The sequence below is a fragment of the Acidithiobacillus sp. TH-A35 genome (genome assembly GCF_057473505.1).
In genome coordinates this window covers 1-4,140 of sequence record NZ_JBYCKR010000282.1, presented here as the reverse complement: position 1 = coordinate 4,140, position 4,140 = coordinate 1, and the positions used below count along the sequence as shown (strand labels likewise).

Genomic DNA, 4,140 nt, shown 5'->3' with positions numbered 1-4,140 from the left:
GAAACCTCCAACCAGTGAAACCAGATGCGCAAAAGGAGAGGGTCTTGTTCGCCCAAAGTCTGTAAATGTTGCCGTAGCACGCGCTGCGCTACCGATTTTTCCAGGCCGTCGAGTCGGAGCAAGCGTCGCAGAGTCTGGGCCATTGGGTACAGAGGTTGGTTGCGATGGGCAGCACTTGTCTGGTAGCGGATGATCGGAACCTGTCCTAAAAAAGGTTGCAGTACCTGTTGGAACAGCCAGGTTTTCCCGATCCCAGGCGGTCCCACGACCCACAGGCACTCTCCAGGATGGCCATCGAGGACCGCCCGTATTCTGCGCACGAGCTCCTGGTGGATTTTGCCGTGGGCGATAGGCGCGTTGAGATCAGGTGAAGTGTCCTCGGTGCAGGTACAGAGATACAAGGCGGTGCTGTCCTGGTCCAGTGTCTGGAAGACAAAGGGGGGGCATGGGTTCGGAAGCAAGACATACGCCGCCTGACCCAGGATCATACGCGCCCCTGTCGGGAGGTTTCGGGCGCTTTGCCGCAACGAACGAAACAGGTGCCCCACGGGTTCGCCGGTGTTGTTGTGAAGAATCCGACCATAATCGATGAGAAACACGGCGCCGTCTTCCTCGGGCCAGGCTTCGTGAAGTGCTGCCATCGCTCGGACGGCAGCGAGCGGTCCCTCCGCAGCCACGTTTTCGCCATCGAAAATCAGTTCCAGCACGCCGTCACCCGTTACACGGTCGCGTGCCGAGACCTGTCCGGCAATTTGATGCGCTACCGCGTGGTATTTTTGTATATGCGCTTGGATTTCTTCGTCCGAGGCTCTTTCCCAGCCTGGTTTAGGGAAGATGGCGAGTACGGTGATGGCGATGCTACCCGGGATGTCGGCGTCGATCTTCGGAGCGATGCTGGTCGTCCGAAGGGCCTGCAGTTCTCTGTAGAACGAGTGCAGCGTCGCATTGGGTTTTTCGCCGCGCATCGTGGCCTTGGCGTTCCGGAACTGTTCGAAAACGTACAGAGCCTGCTGTGTTTGATTTGCATCCGCCAGGATCTGCATCAGGCGCAGATGGGGGAGGTCGAGGAGCGGGCACTCCTGCGTCCAGCGTGTGGCCCAGTCCAACGCTACTTCTGAATTGGAAGCGGCCAAGTGATGATCGACGAGTGCCTGATAGATCTGTTGAAGACGATCTTCGGCAAGGCCGCGTAGCTTGCCGGCCCAGATCGCGAAAGGGCTACCGTCATTAACCCCTTCATTGGCGAGAAATTCTCCGCGATACAGCGCGATGGCCCGGGTGCAAGATTCGACGTCCTGGAGGTCAGCGGCCAAAAACTGAGGCAGATCGATTGCTTGCCGCTCGCCCTGCCGCCATTCGAGCCAGTCTCCGTTGTGCAGAAAGGGAGAGCTTTTCGTGGGAAGGGTCCGCGCGAGTTGGAAGATGGCTTGCCGGAGCTGGTTGCGCGCCTGCGTGTCGGATTCTGCCGAACAAAGCTGTGTTGCCAGTTCCGCCCTATGGATACGACCAGGGTGCAGGCAGAGATAGGCGAGGAGCCGTCGTGCCGTACGGTGCGGTAACGGTAGGGAGCGCGCCTGCCAGCGTAGCTCCATGTCTCCCAAAAGGCGAATTGTTAGCACTGCTTCGTTCGCTGCCACCCGCATGGCTCCAAATATGTCATGTAATATTATGTATACTAACGTATTTCTTCGTAACGGTCAAAAAACGTAACAAACGTATCTGTTTTGTTACAATCCGCTCAAATTCATTAGCCGCCACGACCACTGCAAGCCGTCGCTCAGGAGAAAAAGAAACATGAACACAATCTACCGTGCACTTAATATTTAGCGGGAAACAAGCTATGCGCGATCGCTCGCCCTCATTCAGGCCTCATGGCCTGCGTCTGTCTTTGTGGTGTGCCGGTCTTCTGACGGCCCTGCCGGCCCTGGCAACGGCGTCACCGGCGCCTGCACCAGGGCAAATCCTGCAGCAGGTGCGCCCGGCGCCAGTCCTGCCCGAGGCCCCCGGCGCGGTACTGGCCTTGCCCGCGCCCGCAGAACGGACCTCTCGTTCCCAGACCCCTGTTGCAGTACGGCAAATCACCGTCATCGGCAACACCCTGCTTCCAATGACTTTCGTGCAGGCGACGATACGTCCCCTGGAAGGTCATACGGTCACCCTCGGGCAACTGCAGCAAGCCGCCGACACCCTGACCGAGGCGTTGCATCAGCAGGGTTACCCGCTGGCCTACGCCTACCTGCCCGCCCAGGAGATTCGTGCCGGACAGATTCATATTCAGGTGGTGGAGCCTCGCTATGACCAAATTCAGATTACTCCTGGATCGCGCCTGCGTGCAGGTGCCGCCCAATATACTCTAGGGGTGACTCCCGGCGCACTGATCACCGACAGCGCGCTGAATCGCGGCCTGCTGCTACTGAACCAGACCCCCGGCATCCGGGTCGCCGGCACCCTGATCCCGGGCACCCGACCCCAAACCAGTTCCCTGCAGGTCGCCCTACATAACCGCCCCCTGGTCTCGGGCAGTGTGGGGGTCAACAACTACGGCGGAAACTATACCGGCCGGGTTCAGTGGCAGGGCGATGTCAATCTGCGCAACCCGTTCGGCTACGGCAGCGAAATTTCGGCGAATGGCCTGACCACCAGCGGCGGACTGCTCCATGCGGCGGGTCTGTCCTTCCTGTCTCCCAATCTCTGGAACGGACTACGCGCTAATCTGTTTGCCTCCTGGACCCACTATCGGCTGGGTGAGAACTTTACGGCTCTGGACGAAACCGGTCGGGCTATCCAGTGGGGTGCGGGTTTCTCCTATCCGATTCTGTTGCGTCCGGGTGCCTTGCTCAACAGCAGCCTGAACTTCATTCAGGATCGCTTCACCCAACAGTCGGGGATCGTCCCGAACAGTGCCACGGACACGCAGCTGAATCTGGTGCAATGGAGTCTCAGTGGCGCCCTGGCCAGCGGCGACGGCGTCAGCAGCGGATCCATCAGTGTCACCGGCGGCAACAAGGTGATCTTCGGCACCACTGCCCAGGCCGCCGATGCCGCCGGTCCCCGCACCGCCGGGCTGTTCTGGATAGGACAACTCCAACTGAACCGGCTGCAGGAACTCCCCGCCGGCTTGCGCCTGGATGCCCATCTGCTGGCTCAGGTGGCCTCCAAAAATCTCGATGCCAGTCAGCAGATGTACCTGGGTGGCCCCCAGGGCATCATGAGTGCGGCCGTGGGCAGCGGTGCGGGAGACCAGGGCATTCTCGCCCGTCTGGCCTTATCCCACGGTCTGCCGATCCCTGCCCGCTACGGGCACCTGCGGATAGCGGCGCTACTCCAGGGCGGAGAAGTCTGGCAATACCACGATTTTTATCCCGGTGCCCCGCAATCGAACCGGCTGGGCATGGCGGCCGCCGGTTTGGGCCTGCAGTACCACATCCGTGGGGTCCAATGCCGCTTTGACTGGGTACACCGGATCGGTAATGCCGCCAACACGGCGGGCGCCAATCAACACAGTGAACTCTGGGCCACGCTGGTTGTGACGCCCGGCGCATTTTGGCATTCGTAGGAGGGAGGCGTCATGAACCATATTTATCGACTGGTCTGGAGTTCCTCCCACCGCATGCTGGTGGCGGTTTCAGAAATCTCGGGATATCGCCGTGGCGCCACCCCCGGCACAAGCCCGCGCCGCAAAGGCACCGCCGGCGGGCGTTCAGCACGGTACGCTACGACCGGGGTTGCCCACGCCGATGCGGATGCCGCAGACCCGGCACCCTTATCGCCCAGTGGTGCCCGGAGTCTCCGCCAGGCCATCCTCTGGCAGCGATTTCTGCTCGGCGGCGGTATCCTGTTTTTTGCGCCGTGGTCCCTGGCAGCCAGTCTGCCGGCTGCAAGCCTGCCTACCGACGGTCAGGTCGTCTCCGGTCAGGCAACCATCAGCCAGGCGGACAACCAGCTCACCGTCACCCAGTCATCCAGCAAAGCCATCCTCAACTGGCAGAGCTTCAGCATCGGTAGTGGGCAGACGGTAAATTTTCAGCAACCCAATGCGGCCAGTGTGGCCCTGAACAATGTCACCGGCAGCAATCCCAGTGCCATCTTCGGTCATCTCAATGCCAATGGCCAAGTGTTTCTGGTCAACCCCAATGGCAT

The 4,140-nt window shown here is 60.5% G+C and carries 3 protein-coding genes; 2 read left to right on the top strand and 1 reads right to left on the bottom strand.

What is annotated here, in order from left to right:
• Positions 1-1,637: AfsR/SARP family transcriptional regulator (locus AC2VNK_RS09225; protein ID WP_486883545.1), on the bottom strand; the 1,637-nt coding region annotated here is incomplete at its 3' end.
• A gap of 203 nt (positions 1,638-1,840) precedes the next feature.
• Here AC2VNK_RS09225 and AC2VNK_RS09220 point away from each other — a divergent pair.
• Both AC2VNK_RS09220 and AC2VNK_RS09215 read left to right on the top strand, forming a co-directional pair.
• Entirely contained in the window at positions 1,841-3,556 is a 1,716-nt protein-coding gene (locus AC2VNK_RS09220) for a ShlB/FhaC/HecB family hemolysin secretion/activation protein (protein WP_486883544.1), read from the top strand.
• Positions 3,557-3,568: 12 nt separating this feature from the next.
• Positions 3,569-4,140 (top strand): two-partner secretion domain-containing protein (locus tag AC2VNK_RS09215; RefSeq protein ID WP_486883543.1); only part of this gene is annotated, 572 nt, incomplete at its 3' end.